Consider the following 15,355-nt stretch of genomic DNA (forward strand, 5'->3'; position numbering starts at 1 on the left):
ATGCAAGTTTATTTTCCTTAGAATATTTCGAGTTGGAGATTAACACGACTCGCCGCACTTACGACGTGATGCCGCATGACTTCGCGTGCCTTCAATGGATCGCGCAGTGCTATCGCATCTCGAATAGCAGTGTGTTCAGCGATGGTGACTTCGACGATCTCTTCAAGCACAGCGCGTGCTCGCGCCGCCCGGATTGCCTGATTTATCCGCTCAGCGATGAAGCCTAAGACGAGCGGAAAATATTCATTGTGCGTTGCAGCTGCAAGAGCGCGGTGAAATGTCAGATCGGCAGAGATACCCTCATCCGTCCATTTCTCTGTCCCGTTCATCTCAGCCATGGCTTCATCAAGTTTGCGCATGTCTTCGGCTGTGTGATGCACGGCGGCAAGGCCTGCTGCTTCAATCTCTAAAGCCATACGCAGTTGGAACAGGCTCTGGAAATGATGCCGATCGGCAAGCGTTTCTGGTTCAATACGGATTGCATGACGACGATCTGGCTCGGTGACAAAAGCTCCGACGCCCTGCCGAGTTTCGATCAGCCCCTCATTGCGCAGTTGAGCGATTGCTTCGCGGATGACCGAACGACTGACGCCAAAGCTCTGTGCCAGATTGTGTTCGGTGGGCAATTTATGCCCCGGCAGAAAACTACCTTCCGTAATTTGGCGTACAATCTCGGAAGCGATGCGGGCAGGCAGCTGCTCATTGCGTCTGATTTCACCGAACACTGCTTGCTCCTCCCTGTATGTCCTCTATCATTGATTTGTCGTCAGTTTTTGCCCAAGTCAAGCGAAAGCTGGCATCCGGGGTTCATGATCGCATCAGGATCAAGCACTTGTTTTAAACTCTTCAGAATTGCCTTGCGCACAGGATCAAGACGCTTCTCGAAGTCCTCCCGCTTCAGTCTGCCAATACCGTGTTCCGCACTGATACTACCTGCATAGCGATCAAGCACCGCGTTGATGGTTTGCTTGGCAAGTTTGATCTTCTCATCCTTGCTCGCAATATCCAAATCGCGCGGCGGGATGACATTGAGGTGTACATTTCCATCTCCTACATGCCCATAAGAAATCGGCAGGCAATCAGGCAAAATCTCTGCCAGTTCTGCCTCAGCCTCGGCCACAAATGCAGCCAGCTTTGATAGCGGCACAGAAAGATCGGTGCGCAAATGCTTTCCGCGGAGTCCCTGCCCTGCATTCATTCCTTCGCGAAACTGCCACAGATTTTGCGCTTGCATATGTGAAGAAGCTATCGTGCCATCGAGCACAAGGCCGCTTTCCAGGGCTTCGTTCAAAAATGCTTCCATAAGTGCCGCCGTATCGACCAGACCGGAACCTGATATCTCCATCAACACATAGGCAGGGTATTGCCCTAAAGGCGCTACGAGATCGGGGATAGCTTCTTGTGCGAGCGTAAAAGCCACTGGCGGCATAAACTCGAACGCCGACATCAGATCGCAGCATTGAACGCGCGCTCGGCGATAAAGCGCAATTGCATCCTCCAGCGAATTGAGTCCAAGCATTGCAGTTTCAATTTTATCGGGCAAAGGCATCAGTTTTATCGCAACTGCCGTGACAATCCCGAAAATGCCTTCGGCACCGATGAACAGTTGCTTGAGATCAATTCCGCGATTGTCCTTCCGCAAAGTGGAAAGTCCATTAAAGATGGCTCCATCCGGCAATACGACTTCAAGGCCCAGCACCAATTCTCGGGTCATGCCGTAGCGGAGAACATTGACGCCGCCGGCATTGGTGCTGACGTTACCGCCAATCCGGCAACTTCCCTGAGCGCCCAATGCAAGCGGAAAGAACATGCCCTGTGCGGCAAGTTGCGTTTTCATTTCAAGGAGAATGCATCCAGCTTCGACAATAGCTGAAAAATCGTCAGGGTCGACTTGCCTGATGTTGTTCATCCGTTCAAGACTAAGAATAACAACATCGCTTTGACCATCAGGCACCCCGCCCTGCACCAAACCTGTATTACCGCCTTGCGGAATAATACCAAGACCAAGCGAACGGCACATTTTGACGGCTTGCGAGACTTCTTCTGTAGTCCGCGGGCGCAAAACCGCTATAGCGACATTTTCAATGTCGCCCGGAAAATCGCGGCAAAAACGCTGCATAGCATCTGGATCGGTTAGCACCATATCCGCTCCGAGCGCCTGTCTTAATGCTGCTTGCCGGTCAGTATTCATATCGAACGTTCCTGCATTTCAAAACCTCAAGCCATGCGATCATTAATCTCTGGTCTACGTGAACTTTTGCTGCATGGCAGGTTATTTCATTCCAATTCTGCCAATCGACGCATAAAAGAGTTTTCAAGCATTGAATATATAGTTATCAGACAACCCAACAATATAATCCTGGAGGAATTAAATTGTGATGCTTTCAGCGTGGCCAAAAGCGGCCTGCATTTGATGTGCCCACATTTGATGTGCCCACATTGATCTGAACGTCGTCACGCCTCCAGACTGCAAATCCAACTACTCGCATTTTGAACTGAACGAACCGGGAGGAATATCCGTGCAAGACAAGCATACTCTGAACTCGTCCATCATCCTGCCAGAAGACAGCGCTTCGGCAGTGCTCATCGGACGCGTGTGGTCGAAGGCCGAAAATGGGCCCTGCCCGGTGTTGGTTGTAAACGGGCACGTACATAATCTCTCCAGCCTTTCCGCGACCGTATCAGGTTTGCTGGAGCGTAAGGAACTGGTCGGCGAGTTGAAAGACGCAGGCCAATTCGCTGATCTCGGTACGCTTGACGACTATCTTTCCGGCGAAAAGGGCGAATTGCTTGCACCGATTGATCTGCAATCGATCAAGGCAGCAGGTGTAACCTTCGCCGACAGTATGCTTGAACGCGTCATCGAAGAACAGGCCAAGGGCGATCCGAGTCGTGCTCGCGAAGTGCGCGACCGTTTGGCTCCGGTGATCGGCGACAGCTTGCGCGGTGTTGCAGCGGGCTCGGAAAAAGCGGCACAGGTTAAAGCGCTGCTTCAGGAAATGGGTCTCTGGTCGCAATATCTGGAAGTGGGCATCGGCCCGGACGCCGAAATTTTCACAAAGTCGCAGCCAATGTCCGCAGTCGGTTGCGGTGCGACCGTTGGTATTCTGCCAATCTCTCAATGGAATAATCCAGAACCGGAAGTCGTTCTGGCTGTTGCTTCAGATGGCCGTATCGTCGGTGCGACACTCGGCAATGATGTCAATCTGCGTGACGTCGAAGGACGTTCCGCCCTGCTGCTCGGAAAGGCCAAGGACAACAACGCGTCTTGCGCCATTGGCCCGTTTATTCGCCTGTTTGACGGCGACTTTACCATGGACGTTCTGCGCAAGCTCAAGCTTTCGCTGAAAGTCAACGGTATTGACGGCTTTGAGATGACCGGCGAAAGCCCAATGGAAGCAATCAGCCGCGATCCGGAAAACCTTGCTGGACAGATGATGAACCGCAATCATCAATATCCGGACGGCGCTGTTCTTTTCCTCGGCACCATGTTTGCGCCGGTCAAAGACCGTCGTGGCGCAGGTCAGGGCTTTACTCATGAGATTGGCGATAAGGTGGAAATTTCGACACCGAAGCTTGGACGCTTGGTCAATTGGGTGGATCGCACCGATAATTGCGCTGAATGGACCTTTGGCATTCGTGCGCTGATGCAGAACCTGCAGAAGCGCAATCTGCTCGACAAAATCTAAAATTGAAAAGGCTGCATATCGTTATTGATATGCAGCCTTTGAATTAGAGCATTTCCAGCAAAAGTGCGAAGCGGTTTTGCGTCGGATAATGCGAAAAAACAAAGAGATAGAGCATTTTCAATGATTCAATAAAAACAGGAAATGCTCTAGTTCAAAGGAATAGCGTTTCCATCTTTTGAAGATTGGTATGCGCCGGACATTGCATCATATTTGGCGCGAATTGCATCAAGCCGCTTTTCAAAACGAGAACGATCGGGCTCCGGAAGAGAAGCCACCATTTTGGGGATCGAATGGCTGTGCCAGAAACTATTGTCGCGGTTATAGCCACCGGGCTCCAGTGTGAAGACTTCTTTGAGTATTTTCAGATCATGCGGGATTGAAAACGCATCGCGGGAATCTTCATGACTGAACAGATAATAGAAATTGTCGAAACCGGTCCAGGTAATAGCCGACAAGCACATTGAGCACGGTTCATGTGTCGATAGAAAAACCATGTCTTTTGTGTCTGGACGTCCCTGCTCAGGCATCTCATAAAAACGCTTCAACGTATGCACTTCACCATGCCACATCGGATTTTCGGTCTCATTGTTGGTTTCAGCAAGCACCAGAGACAAATCCGATTTGCGGAGTAGTGCTGCTCCGAAAACCTTGTTGCCATTTGCAACGCCCTGCTCCGTCAGGGGAATGATGTCTTGCTCGATGACATTAAAAAGCATCTCGAGCAATTTCAATTCTTTCGGTTTCATAACCTCAACTCCCAAATAAGGTAGGCCAGATAAAGTGCAAAGAAAAACGCCGGGGGGTTGCCCCGGCGTTTGTTGTTATTCTGGGAAGAATGCGAAGCGGATCACAAATAGTGCCGCCACGATCCAGGTCGCAAGGTGCACCTCACGAGCCTTGCCGGTTACAGCCTTCAGGACAACATAGCTGATGAAGCCGAAAGCGAGACCGTTTGCAATCGAGTAGGTGAACGGAATGGACAGCGCCGTAAGAGCAGCAGGTGCAGCTTCCGTGATTTCGTCCCACTTGATTTCGGACAGTTCACGCATCATCAAACAAGCGACGTAAACGAGCGCTGGTGCTGTTGCATAGGCAGGTACGGAGCCAGCCAGAGGCGAAATAAAGAGTGCAGCAAGGAACAACAGAGCCACAACAAGCGCCGTCAGACCTGTGCGACCGCCAGCCTGAACGCCGGAAGCACTTTCGACATATGCTGTTGTGGAAGACGTACCGAGCAGCGAGCCACCCAGAATTGCGGTGCTGTCTGCAAACAGAGCTTTACCAAGACGGTTAGGCTTGCCCGGTTCAATCAGGCCGCCACGCTTGGCAACACCGATCAGCGTACCGGTAGCATCAAACACTTCAACCAGCACAAAAACCAGAATGACGTGCAGGATGCCGGTGTGCAGCGCTCCCATGATATCGAGCTGCAGGAAGGTTGGCGCAAGGCTTGGAGGAGCAGAGAACACGCCGCCAAACTGGGTGATACCCAGCGAAATCGATGCAATGGTTACAACAAGGATACCGATCAGGATCGCACCGCGAACCTTGAGTGCATCAAGAGCTGCAATAATGAAGAAGCCGGCGATTGCAAGCAGAGGACCAAACTCACGCAAGTCACCAAGACCTACGAGCGTTGCCGGATTGTCAACGACGACGCCTGCGTTCTTGAGCCCGATCAGAGCCAGGAACATACCGATACCGGCAGCAATCGCACTACGCAATGAATGCGGAATACCCTCGACCAGCCAACGCCGGATACCTGTTACCGTGAGAAACAGGAAGATAATGCCGGAAATGAAGACCGCGCCAAGCGCCTGTTGCCACGAGAAGCCCATAGCACCGACGACCGTAAAGGCGAAGAAGGCATTCAGGCCCATACCCGGTGCCATGCCAATCGGCCAATTGGCGACGAGCGCCATGACAATCGAACCCAATGCTGCCGCAAGACATGTAGCAACGAAGACTGCGTTGCGATCCATACCTGTTGTGGACAGAATATCAGGATTGACGAAGATAATGTAAGACATCGTCAGGAAGGTCGTCACGCCAGCGATGACTTCCGTTCTCACCGATGTGCCATGTTCCTGCAATTTGAACAGCTTTTCCAGCATGGTCCCTCCAGGGCAAAAGCTCGCATTCAAAGGCACCAATGATCAGCCGAGAGCAATTGCTTGCGATCAGCTGTTAAAATCGGCGCAATCTATTGCGATTGCCGTATTTGTTAGCCGCAGCCGCATTTTGCGCGAGCGGATTTGTTCCCCATACACCCAACGCGATCAAAAACACAGTTCTGCCGCAAGAATGCCTGTTTATTAACGTGATTTAGTTTGGACTGACTTTTAGAAGCGCGCCAGCCACCTATTCAGGCTCTAATTTTTGAAAGTGCTTCAAAAATGGTAGCTGTCTAAGTTACCGCACCCAAAACTATCTATATGATTAAGCTACTGTTTTCAGGAGAACGCCGGTGCCATACATGCCGAAGGCAAAAAATGTATGGGCGACGAGGTTGAGAATACGGACGTTTCCGGCATTTGGCAAACGCGATGCTGCCCAGCCGATTCCCAAGCCTGGTTGCAATAGAAACCAGCCTGCTGCCACAGTGAGGATTCCGAATATCCAGGCGGGAAGGAATATCGGATTCGCAAACCACGCTGCGCCGCCATAAAGCGCAAAGATGATGCCGTAGAGAATGCCTACCGCATAGTGGCCGATCCAGCCCAGGGCAACCTCATGGGCGTAGGGCTTTGATGCTGCTATATCATCGTGAAATATCTGGCCGTCTCGTAAATGCCAGAACCAGCGACCGACAAGGCCCCAATTGGGACGAGACTGCCCTGGAAACTGCGCAAGAACCAATGCCCAGATATCCATAACTATCGTCGCGCCTAGGCCGATAAAAGTTCCATTTATGATGAGATTGAGCATGGTCAGGTCCTTGTGCCGTCGGGCGGCCACATAACCGTGTGACTGCCCGACACGCAAGGCATATAATCACTGTCTGAGCGAATGCTCGGCAATAAGACAAAACGCTAATATGCTTCACATTAACAGTCAAAGTAACTTTCAGTCATGAAAGTCTTAATAAAATGGCGGCAATGAAGACAGGTAAATTAGCAGTTGCAACTATTCACATACCCATCTTCATCACCAGCCCCCGCATCAAATCAATACTCCTTCAGTCACCCTCCACTCAAGTGGCAGGAATCCCAAATTGAATATCGTTTTGTCTCATTGGAGAGTGTCGCCATCAGGCGCGAATAATTCTATCGCTATTTGCAGATCGCCGACGTTCTGCGAAATCTGCAGGGCGTTTAAAATGAACCGCCGATAGAATAAAATTGCAATATACATAGAAAAAACAAAAGCGCCGGGACTGGAGTACCGACGCTTTGTTATATTATTTTAGTTTCACTTTCGGGGCGATTAATTATCAGCCGCGCCATCAGTGATTACTTACCGAAAACTGCGCTCTGGATCTGCGAACGCGAAACGCCGATATCGGCAAGAAGATGATCGTCCATTGCACCGAGTTCACGCATTGCGCGGCGGCGGGAAACGTACTGCTGGAATTTCTGACGAATGTTCATTTGTTTTCTCCTCGTTGGATGCCTGTTAAATAGTCTTTTGCACAAAATTACACCACGGATATGATTGCAAATGAGGCATGCGTTTTCGCTGGAGCTCGCCTTCTTGAAAACGCCGCAATCGCCTACGTCATAGGGGATAGCGGCCGGTCATTATTTTGAATTTTTATAAAATTGCCTTTTGCCAAACCGGCTTTAATCGATTAATCCGGTCTGCGGAGGAGATTATCTCTAGCCCATTGCGGACACCACCATGCTTTACGGTATTTTCCTTGCGTTTGCGTCCTATGCTGCATTCGCTGTAAGCGACGCCTGCGTCAAGTTTCTCGATGGCACGCTGTCGCCCTATGAAGTCGCCTTTTATGGTGCTGTTCTGGGCTCACTGGCCATCCCCTTCACAAAGAAACCAGAAGATCAGTGGCTCGATATGTTTCGAACCACAAATATAAAACTCTGGTTACTTCGCACGCTCACGGCTGCAATGGGTGTGATTGGCAGCGTTGTGGCCTTCACGCATCTTTCTATGGCCGAAGCTTTTGCGCTTATCTTCCTGCTACCGGCATTCGTTACGATACTTTCGGTGATCTTTCTCAAGGAGCAGGTTGGCTGGCGTCGATGGTCGGCGGTTATTATCGGCTTCCTCGGCGTGCTGGTTGTTTTGCGCCCCGGCTTCCGTGAACTGTCAATCGGCCATCTTGGTGCGCTTGGCGGCGGACTGGGCGGAGCCTTCAGCATCGTGATCTTCCGTGCCATGGGTAAAAAGGAGAAGCGTATTTCACTTTATACTGCGGGTCTTATCGGGCCGATCCTTATCTGTGGCGCATTGATGATCCCTAGCTATCAGACACCTTCAGCCGTTCAATGGGGCTACCTTGCGGGCTATGGCCTGCTTGCGGCATTGGCAAATATTCTTCTCATGCTTGCAGCGCAGCGCGCACCTGCGAGCGCGATTGCGTCACCACAGTATAGCCAGATGCTCTGGGCGATCCTGTTTGGCTATTTTATATTCCATGACCATATCGATCTGCCTATGCTGATTGGCATCGTCCTGATCACGATTTCAGGCCTGTTCACTTTTGTACGCGAACGTCAGCGTGGTGTGCAAGGTCCGGCAGCGGTTGCTACTTCCGATCCATCGCCTGCTCTGGCCGAAGAGAAGTAAGCCAATGCTCTCGCAGGATTGAATATTATGCGCCCATATCAGACCTGAAACTGGTTTTCAGTTTCAGGTGGCGTGCTATAACAGCTTACGTTTATATCCCGCCCACGCTTTTACCAGCAATTGCATCAGTAATCTGAAAGCGTTTTGCGCCGGATTTGGCACGACAACGAGATTGATGAAGGACGAAGAGAATGACCGAGAAGCGGGCAATGTGGACCTACTATAAGGGTGAATGGCGTGAAGGCGATGTACGGATACTTGGTGCCGCATCGCACGCAACCTGGCTCGGTTCGCTCGTTTTCGATGGAGCGCGTCTGTTTGAAGGCGTTACACCGGATCTTGATCTGCATGCAGCCCGCGCAAACGATTCAGCACGCGCACTCGAGCTTGCTCCCACACTCAGCAGCAATGACATCGAAGCACTGGCCCGTGAAGGGCTGAAGAAGTTTGCTCCCGGCACGGATGTCTATATCCGCCCCATGTATTGGGCCGAAGAAGGCGACTCCAGCACGGTTGCTGCTGCTCCTGAATCGACCGACTTTGCGCTTTGTCTCGAAGCCATTCCGATGGTTGAACCAAAAGGTTTCACCGTTACAACGACATCTTTCCGTCGCCCATACCTCGAAGTTATGCCTGTCAATGCCAAGGCGGCCTGTCTTTATCCGAACAATGGCCGCATGTTGCGCGAAGCCAAAGCCAAGGGCTTTCACAATGCGCTTGTTACCGATGTTCTCGGTAATGTCGCAGAAACAGCAACCTCGAATGTCTTTATGGTTCGTGGCGGTGAAGTTTTTACTCCGGTTCCAAACGGCACATTCCTGAATGGCATCACGCGCCAGCGCGTCATCAAACTTCTGCGCGAGGCGGGTGTCAGCGTCCACGAAACGACACTCAAAGTTCAGGACTTCCGCGAAGCAGATGAAATCTTCTCGACGGGCAATATGAGCAAGGTTGTGCCAATCATCGGCTTCGATGAACGCAAGCTGGAATATGGTGCTGTTACCAAGCGCGCACGTTCGCTTTATTGGGAATGGGCGCATAGCTGAGAAATACAGCTCAAACCCTCTTGTTAATTTTGGTAATGGTAACTGTCTGAATGCTTGAGCATACCCCTTTGTTTATGACAGTTGCCGTTATCGCGGCTTTTCTGGTCGGGCTATCGAAAGGCGGATTGCCATCGGTGGGGACACTTTCAGTGCCACTGATGGCCTTGGTTATTTCGCCGGTCACAGCCGCTGCTCTTCTGCTGCCGATCTATGTCGTCAGTGATATGTTCGGTCTTTATCTCTATCGTCATCATTTCTCGAAGCGAAATCTGGCGATCCTGACGCCTGCCGCGATTGTTGGCATCGGGCTTGGTTGGTTGTTCAGCTCTCATCTTTCAAGCACATTCATTGGAATGCTTGTGGGGCTGGTGGGTCTATTTTTCTGTTTCAATGTCTGGGTGGGCGCCAGATATCGTCGTCAGGCAGGCAAGGCAGATATTCCGGGCGGGACGTTCTGGGGTATATTAACTGGTCTTACGAGCTTTGTTTCGCATTCGGGCGCCCCGCCATTCCAGATGTATGTGTTGCCGCAGCATCTTGAAAAGCTTGTCTTTGCTGGCACCTCGACCATCCTTTTTGCGATCGTCAACGCGGTTAAGCTGATCCCTTACTGGCAATTGCAGCAATTCTCCAATCTCGACTGGTCGCTCGGTCTTTGGCTTTTGCCTGCCGCCATCGTCGGAACATTTGTCGGAGCAAAGCTCACTCGCATTATGCCCGATGGCCCATTTTTCCTGTTGGTCCAGCTCACGCTTTTCGGTCTTTCAATCAAACTGATTGCCGATTGGGTTCTGCCTTTCCTGACAGCCTGACTGCACTTGCCAGCAGCAACTCCATAAGCCACTCTCCCGACGAGGGAGGATGCGGATATGAAGAATGCGGATGCGATTATTATCGGGTCAGGTCTGGCGGGGCTTGTGGCCGCTCATGAGCTAACCAGCGCCGGACGAAAAGTCATCCTGCTTGAGCAGGAAGGTGAAAATTCGGTTGGCGGACAAGCATTCTGGTCGCTTGGTGGCCTGTTCATGGTCGACAGTCCCGAACAACGGCGTCTGGGCATAAAGGATAGCCTTGATCTGGCACGACAGGATTGGCTCGGATCGGCGCAATTTGATCGCTCGGAAGATTATTGGCCCAAACAATGTGCTGAAGCCTATTTGCAATTTGCAGCCGGTGAAATGCGTTCTTGGCTGCATAGTCTCGGTATGCGCTGGTTTCCTGTTGTCGGCTGGGCAGAGCGCGGAGGCGCTCAAGCACACGGGCACGGCAATTCCGTTCCGCGCTTTCATGTGACATGGGGTACTGGTCCCGGCGTGGTCGCTCCTTTCGAGCGCCTGATGCGTGAGGCTATTTCAAATGGCTTGCTCACACTGAAATGTCGTCATCGTGTCAATGAAATTGTCATGACCAACGGTCAGGCAAGCGGGGTACGTGGGGATATTCTTGTGCCCTCCACTGTTGAGCGCGGACAATCATCATCACGTGACGTCGCCGGTCAATTCGAACTATCCGCCAATTGTGTGATCGTAACGTCTGGCGGTATCGGTGGCGATCCAGAGCGTGTCCGTAAAGCATGGCCACGCGACAGGCTTGGCAATCCGCCTGAGAATATGGTGCTTGGAGTGCCTGCACATGTGGATGGCCGTGGTATCGATATTGCCGTCTCGGCAGGCGGACATGTCATTAACGGCGACCGTATGTGGCACTATACGGAAGGCCTCCGCAACTGGAACCCCATCTGGCCCAATCATGGCATTCGCATTCTGCCGGGACCGTCCTCTATGTGGTTCGATGCGGAGGGCAACCGCCTGCCCTCGCCCTATCTGCCCGGCTTCGATACACTCGGCACACTTAAGCATATTCTGGCAACGGGCTACGACTATTCGTGGTTCATTCTGACTGAGAAAATCATTCGCAAGGAATTTTCCCTCTCGGGCTCGGAACAAAACCCAGACCTCACGGGCAAGGACTGGAAACTTCTGATCAAAAGCCGTCTCGGTAAAACTCCACCGCCTCCGGTTAAGGCTTTCATCGATCATGGCGAGGATTTCGTCACTGCGACCAATCTTGACGAACTTGTCGTCAAGATGAACCAGTTGACGGGTCAGAAGCTGCTGAACCTCACTCATATCCGCAACCAGATGGAAGCGCGCGACCGTGAAGTTACCAATCGCTACTCCAAGGATGCGCAGATAACCGCTATCCACAATGCACGGGCTTATATCGGTGACCGGCTGACGCGGGCTGTACCGCTTCATGCTTTGCTTGATCCGAATAATGGTCCGCTGATTGCCGTCAAACTGCATGTCCTGACCCGAAAAACACTGGGCGGGCTGCATACCGATCTAGATTCAGCGGTTCTCGACGCGCGGGGCGAACCCGTTCCAGGCCTTTATGCCGCAGGAGAAGCAGCAGGCTTTGGAGGTGGCGGCTATCACGGGTATAATGCGCTGGAAGGAACATTCCTTGGAGGCTGCATATTCTCTGGTCGTGCTGCAGGAAGAGGTGCCGCACGTGCTTTGTAAAGGCTTGCCAATCAAGGCGGAACCCAGACCTATCGTCCCACGTTCGATAAGTAGTAAATGACGTTAACGGAGGAACATCATGGTTGAGCTGGTAAATAATATCGAGAATATCGAATTCATTATCTCCAAAGCACGTGAATATGACGTTCAGGTGCCCGCAGTTGATGAAAATTCCGGCTCTAATGCCGCCGACGACGGCGATGTTGATATCCTTGATGCCTCCAATGATAATCCGACGCGCAAAGAGCTTGTCGCAGCAATTCGTTCTCTGAATGAAGATGAGAGGATTGAACTACTGGCCCTGGTGTGGGTTGGGCGCGGTGATTTCAGTGCCGAAGAATGGGAAGAAGCTCTCTCGACCGCAAGCGACCGCCACAATGGGCGCGAAGCCAAGTATCTGCTCGGCATTCCACTCCTGGGTGATTATATTGAAGAAGGGCTGGAAACGCTCGGCGTTGAGTTTGAAGCTTACGATAATGAATAAGAAAAATTGATGTTTCCATTGATCGTTGTGTTTTGACGGCGTCATAGCTGGGGGGTAGTCTGCGCGGCAACCAGGGAAACGGGTGGTTCGTCACCCTTAAGATAAAATTCAAAGCATTGGAGGATTTCATCATGCTTCAGAAAAATCTGGATCAGAAAACGGATTTCTATATCGACGGCGCGTGGCGTTCTCCGCTTGAAGCAAAAGCAATTGAGGTCATCAACCCGGCAACCGAAAAGCCTTATGCAGTCATTTCTGCAGGTTCCGTTGCTGACATAGATCTTGCCGTAGCTGCCGCTCGCAAGGCGTTCCCAATATGGAGCGAAACGCCTGCGGAAGAGCGTATTGGCTATATTCGCCGTATCGTTGAAATTTACGAGCGCCGCCTTGAAGAAATGGCTCAGGCCATTTCCAAGGAAATGGGCGCGCCGATCAAGCTCGCACGTGAATCTCAGGCAGCAGCCGGGCTGTCTCATACCAAAGCTTTCATCGCAGCTTTTGAAAATTTCGAATTTGAAGAAATTCTTTCGCCCAAGCATCCCAATCAAGCCATTGTGCGTGAACCGATCGGTGTTTGCGGTCTGATCACGCCATGGAATTGGCCGATGAACCAGATCGCGCTCAAGGTCATTCCGGCAATTGCTGTTGGTTGCACAGTCGTGCTCAAGCCGTCTGAAATTGCGCCAATGTCAGCCATGCTCTTTGCTGAATTTGTCGATGAGGCAGGCCTGCCGAAGGGCGTGTTCAATCTTGTCAATGGCGAGGGCCCGGTTGTCGGTGAAGCGATGTCGCAGCATCCGGATATCGACATGATGTCATTCACCGGCTCAACCCGGGCTGGCACTGCTGTCTCACGTGCTGCTGCTGCAACCGTCAAGCGCGTTTCACTGGAACTCGGCGGCAAGTCGCCAAACATCGTATTTGCCGATAGCGATCTGGAAAAGGCAATTGAGCGTGGTGTAAACCATTGCTTTGAGAATACCGGCCAGTCCTGCAATGCGCCGACACGTATGCTGGTTGAACGTTCGGTTTACGAAAAAGCGGTCGAATTCGCCGAAAAGGCAGCTGCCAAGACCACAGTCGATGATCCGGCCAAGGACGGCGAACATATCGGCCCACTCTCCTCTTCAATCCAGTTTGAGAAGGTTCAGGCGCTGATTCAAAAGGGTATCGATGAAGGAGCGCGTCTGGTTGTCGGTGGCACGGGTCGTCCGGAGGGCATTTCGGAAGGCGACTTCGTCAAGCCGACGATCTTTGCCGATGTGAATAATGATATGACCATTGCCCGCGAAGAAATTTTCGGCCCTGTGCTGGCGATGATCCCTTTCGACACGGAAGAAGAAGCCATCGCTGTCGCCAATGACACACCATACGGTCTGGCTGCCTATATCCAGACGGGCAACCCGGAACGAGCCAAACGTGTTGCGCGTAAGCTCCGCGCCGGCATGATCCAGATCAACGGCACATCACGCGCTCCCGGAAGCCCGTTTGGCGGATATAAGCAGTCGGGCAACGGCCGCGAAGGCGGCAAATGGGGCCTCGAAGACTTCATGGAAGTGAAGCTCATCAGCGGCTGACAAATATTGGAGTATTTCCAGAAAAAGTGCGAAGTGATTTTTCTGGAAATACGTAAAAACAAATAGTTAAAGAAAAAAAGCGCCGGAAATCCGGCGCTTTTTATGCGAATCCTTCCAGCTACCCTAAGTGGCAAAACGGGCACATGATGCCTTTGTACCCCCGAGCCTGTTCCTTGACGGACGAAAGAAAGATACAACGATCAACCGTCAAGGGATGGGTTTATCAATACGCTGAACCCAGCTTCAAGCTGGCGAATTCCGGGGAATCCAACAGGTCCTGATGATGAGCACGTGCGACATCAGGATGCGAGCGCAGGCGGCTCTTGAGGTTGTTTTGGCCCACTTCGCGGAAGAGCGTGTTGAGTGGATCAACTGTTACGCCACGTTCCTTCGTCTTGAGTTCGTCCGGCAGATCAATCACAGGGATCGTTGCGTCATAGCGAGCGCCAAGGAAGAACGCCACCGAGAAGCGCTCAGTTCCAGCGGGTGGTGCGACAACGCCATGAACGTCAGCACGAACAAAGCCGTTGGTCGCCAGTTCAAGCAGTTCGCCAGTATTGATGACAAACGTACCCGGCACAGGCGGTGCATCGATCCAGACACCGTCCTCACGCTGAACACGCAGGCCCGGTACGACATCCTGAAGCAGCACGGTCACGAAGCCACCGTCCTTATGTGCGCCAACGCCCTGCTCGCTTTCAGCAACATCACGACCCGGATAGCGAATGATTTTCAAAAGCTGCGATGGGTGTGGCTCATAAATCTGCGCAAAGAAATCTTCACTTTGGCCAAGCGCCTGCGCTATGGCTTTGAGAACATCGATACCCACGCGCGTGACTTCCGCCTGATATGCAAGCAATAGCGGCTTAAGTTCTGGCAGCGTTTCCGGCCACTGATTGGGGCCAATCAGACGCTTCCATGCCGGGCTGTCGGGACCGATGTCGGCAGGCTCTGCTTCGGTGTTGATATCAAGCTGTTCGCGCCAATCCTGTTCACCACGAGTGCGTTCAAGACCCGCACGGTTATAGCCACGGAAATGTGACGTGTTGATCATCTCGATCTTAAGCTTTTCTTCCGTCGGCAAAGCAAAGAAACGCTTGGCAGTAGCGACAACATCAGAAATCAGCTTGGGGTCAACACCGTGGCCTGTCAGGTAGAAAAAACCGTGGTCATGAAGGGTTCGGCGAAGCTCTTCAATGAAGCTTTTCCGTTCTTCCGGTGAGCCGTTGTAGCGGGATATGTCCAGCAAAGGCAGATTGATGGGATGTGAGTGCGCGGTCATTAG

14 protein-coding genes are annotated in these 15,355 nt (G+C 52.0%); 7 read left to right on the top strand and 7 right to left on the bottom strand.

Annotated elements, in window-relative coordinates; all coding sequences use genetic code 11:
- Nucleotides 1-17 precede the first annotated feature (17 nt).
- Both ACSME1_RS17700 and ACSME1_RS17705 read right to left on the bottom strand, forming a co-directional pair.
- Complete coding sequence (locus tag ACSME1_RS17700; protein WP_100556979.1) at nt 18-725, bottom strand: FadR/GntR family transcriptional regulator; 708 nt, start codon at nt 723-725, stop codon at nt 18-20.
- Nucleotides 726-766: 41 nt separating this feature from the next.
- Nucleotides 767-2,191 carry an FAD-binding oxidoreductase gene (locus ACSME1_RS17705; RefSeq protein ID WP_424576839.1) on the bottom strand — a complete coding sequence of 475 codons (1,425 nt, stop codon included), beginning with the start codon at nt 2,189-2,191 and terminating at the stop codon, nt 767-769.
- A 328-nt stretch (nt 2,192-2,519) separates the two neighbouring features.
- On the opposite strand from ACSME1_RS17705, the gene ACSME1_RS17710 reads away from it, so the two are divergent.
- Nucleotides 2,520-3,689 (top strand): fumarylacetoacetate hydrolase family protein, encoded by a 1,170-nt coding sequence (locus tag ACSME1_RS17710; RefSeq protein ID WP_435655102.1) that lies wholly within the window; start codon nt 2,520-2,522, stop codon nt 3,687-3,689.
- A gap of 146 nt (nt 3,690-3,835) precedes the next feature.
- On the opposite strand, the gene ACSME1_RS17715 is transcribed toward ACSME1_RS17710, so the two are convergent.
- From ACSME1_RS17715 to ACSME1_RS17730, 4 genes are all read right to left on the bottom strand, one after another.
- On the bottom strand, nt 3,836-4,435 hold the full coding sequence (locus ACSME1_RS17715; RefSeq protein ID WP_424576837.1) for a deaminase: 600 nt from the start codon (nt 4,433-4,435) through the stop codon (nt 3,836-3,838).
- A 75-nt stretch (nt 4,436-4,510) separates the two neighbouring features.
- Entirely contained in the window at nt 4,511-5,803 is a 1,293-nt protein-coding gene (locus tag ACSME1_RS17720; protein WP_024896278.1) for an NCS2 family permease, read from the bottom strand.
- Nucleotides 5,804-6,128: 325 nt separating this feature from the next.
- On the bottom strand, nt 6,129-6,617 hold the full coding sequence (locus ACSME1_RS17725) for a DUF2938 domain-containing protein (protein WP_024896279.1): 489 nt from the start codon (nt 6,615-6,617) through the stop codon (nt 6,129-6,131).
- Nucleotides 6,618-7,141: 524 nt separating this feature from the next.
- Nucleotides 7,142-7,279 carry a DUF1127 domain-containing protein gene (locus ACSME1_RS17730; protein WP_084486677.1) on the bottom strand — a complete coding sequence of 46 codons (138 nt, stop codon included), beginning with the start codon at nt 7,277-7,279 and terminating at the stop codon, nt 7,142-7,144.
- 250 nt (nt 7,280-7,529) lie between these two features.
- Between ACSME1_RS17730 and ACSME1_RS17735 the strand changes: the two genes are divergently transcribed.
- The 6 genes from ACSME1_RS17735 (at nt 7,530) to ACSME1_RS17760 (ending at nt 14,070) form a co-directional block, all read left to right on the top strand.
- A complete protein-coding gene (locus ACSME1_RS17735; protein ID WP_024896280.1) occupies nt 7,530-8,438 on the top strand; it encodes a DMT family transporter in 909 nt (302 codons plus the stop codon).
- Nucleotides 8,439-8,629: 191 nt separating this feature from the next.
- Nucleotides 8,630-9,484, top strand: coding sequence for a branched-chain amino acid aminotransferase (locus ACSME1_RS17740; RefSeq protein WP_424576836.1), 855 nt, complete (start codon nt 8,630-8,632; stop codon nt 9,482-9,484).
- Nucleotides 9,485-9,534: 50 nt separating this feature from the next.
- Nucleotides 9,535-10,296 carry a sulfite exporter TauE/SafE family protein gene (locus tag ACSME1_RS17745; RefSeq protein WP_435655103.1) on the top strand — a complete coding sequence of 254 codons (762 nt, stop codon included), beginning with the start codon at nt 9,535-9,537 and terminating at the stop codon, nt 10,294-10,296.
- A 57-nt stretch (nt 10,297-10,353) separates the two neighbouring features.
- Nucleotides 10,354-12,009 (top strand): FAD-binding dehydrogenase, encoded by a 1,656-nt coding sequence (locus tag ACSME1_RS17750; RefSeq protein ID WP_435655104.1) that lies wholly within the window; start codon nt 10,354-10,356, stop codon nt 12,007-12,009.
- 79 nt (nt 12,010-12,088) lie between these two features.
- A complete protein-coding gene (locus tag ACSME1_RS17755; protein WP_024896284.1) occupies nt 12,089-12,493 on the top strand; it encodes a DUF3775 domain-containing protein in 405 nt (134 codons plus the stop codon).
- A gap of 131 nt (nt 12,494-12,624) precedes the next feature.
- Nucleotides 12,625-14,070 (top strand): aldehyde dehydrogenase family protein, encoded by a 1,446-nt coding sequence (locus ACSME1_RS17760; protein ID WP_435655105.1) that lies wholly within the window; start codon nt 12,625-12,627, stop codon nt 14,068-14,070.
- A 223-nt stretch (nt 14,071-14,293) separates the two neighbouring features.
- Here ACSME1_RS17760 and ACSME1_RS17765 read toward each other — a convergent pair whose 3' ends face one another.
- Complete coding sequence (locus ACSME1_RS17765; protein ID WP_435655106.1) at nt 14,294-15,352, bottom strand: isopenicillin N synthase family dioxygenase; 1,059 nt, start codon at nt 15,350-15,352, stop codon at nt 14,294-14,296.
- Between the last annotated feature and the right edge of the window lie 3 nt (nt 15,353-15,355).

The sequence above is a fragment of the Brucella pituitosa genome, from assembly GCF_965577835.1.
GTDB lineage: Bacteria > Pseudomonadota > Alphaproteobacteria > Rhizobiales > Rhizobiaceae > Brucella > Brucella pituitosa.

Excerpts from the sequence above, each read along its gene's own strand:
- ACSME1_RS17705 (WP_424576839.1), bottom strand. The coding sequence starts at position 2,191 with ATGAATACTGACCGGCAAGCAGCATTAAGACAGGCGCTCGGAGCGGAT.
- ACSME1_RS17715 (WP_424576837.1), bottom strand. The coding sequence starts at position 4,435 with ATGAAACCGAAAGAATTGAAATTGCTCGAGATGCTTTTTAATGTCATC.
- ACSME1_RS17720 (WP_024896278.1), bottom strand. The coding sequence starts at position 5,803 with ATGCTGGAAAAGCTGTTCAAATTGCAGGAACATGGCACATCGGTGAGA.
- ACSME1_RS17725 (WP_024896279.1), bottom strand. The coding sequence starts at position 6,617 with ATGCTCAATCTCATCATAAATGGAACTTTTATCGGCCTAGGCGCGACG.
- ACSME1_RS17730 (WP_084486677.1), bottom strand. The coding sequence starts at position 7,279 with ATGAACATTCGTCAGAAATTCCAGCAGTACGTTTCCCGCCGCCGCGCA.
- ACSME1_RS17735 (WP_024896280.1), top strand. The coding sequence starts at position 7,530 with ATGCTTTACGGTATTTTCCTTGCGTTTGCGTCCTATGCTGCATTCGCT.
- ACSME1_RS17740 (WP_424576836.1), top strand. The coding sequence starts at position 8,630 with ATGACCGAGAAGCGGGCAATGTGGACCTACTATAAGGGTGAATGGCGT.
- ACSME1_RS17745 (WP_435655103.1), top strand. The coding sequence starts at position 9,535 with ATGCTTGAGCATACCCCTTTGTTTATGACAGTTGCCGTTATCGCGGCT.
- ACSME1_RS17750 (WP_435655104.1), top strand. The coding sequence starts at position 10,354 with ATGAAGAATGCGGATGCGATTATTATCGGGTCAGGTCTGGCGGGGCTT.
- ACSME1_RS17755 (WP_024896284.1), top strand. The coding sequence starts at position 12,089 with ATGGTTGAGCTGGTAAATAATATCGAGAATATCGAATTCATTATCTCC.
- ACSME1_RS17760 (WP_435655105.1), top strand. The coding sequence starts at position 12,625 with ATGCTTCAGAAAAATCTGGATCAGAAAACGGATTTCTATATCGACGGC.
- ACSME1_RS17765 (WP_435655106.1), bottom strand. The coding sequence starts at position 15,352 with ATGACCGCGCACTCACATCCCATCAATCTGCCTTTGCTGGACATATCC.